Annotated in this window: 1 protein-coding gene; it reads right to left on the bottom strand. The window is 51.8% G+C overall.

Annotation, left to right across the window (positions count from 1 at the left end):
- On the bottom strand, nucleotides 1-633 hold a 633-nt coding region (locus OGY07_RS00105), incomplete at both ends, for an SEL1-like repeat protein (RefSeq protein WP_286597909.1).

Genomic DNA, 633 nt, shown 5'->3' with positions numbered 1-633 from the left:
ATTCACCCGGTTTGGCTGGCGGGATATTGGCCTTGCGCTCTTCCAGCCATTTTAGTTTACCGTCCCAGGCTGGCAGCGGCACCGGTGGCAACGGAACGATGTCATTAATTTCCGGGACGACCGGGTGAGCGTAAGAATAATTACCTAATATCTCACCAATTCTTTCGTACCGACTCGCTCGCTCAGGATCTTTTTCTAGAGCCAGGTAATAGAGTCGATCTGTTGAATCTTGGCTTTCAAAAGCATGCTCAAGAAAGCTAGCCGAACTCTCATCACCCGCAGCAACTCCCAATTGAAATGACTCAACTGCTTCCTTATATTTCTTTTCAACTGCATAAATATTTCCCAAAGAGTTCACCGCTTCCGCCTCTCCTTGTTCAGCAGCACAACGCAGCATCTGACGGGCAATATCCGGTGCCATTTTGGCCGGAGCCAGTTTGTCACCAACATAAGCCTGAGCCTGCGCATTTCCCTCATCCGCGGCCTTGCGGTAATAACGCAGCGCCATCTCGTCATCCTGCTGCAATCCCGCCGCACCGTGCTGCAGATAAATCGCGACAAAGTAATAACCTGAAGCCACACCGGCATCGATTAGCGCCTGGCTCATCCGCAGACGCTCAGCGCCGCTGAGAT

Source organism: Citrobacter sp. Cs237, from assembly GCF_030332325.1.
GTDB lineage: Bacteria > Pseudomonadota > Gammaproteobacteria > Enterobacterales > Enterobacteriaceae > Citrobacter_A > Citrobacter_A sedlakii.
The sequence above is the reverse complement of the archived record's forward strand: the minus strand, read 5'-3'. Positions and strand labels throughout refer to the sequence as shown.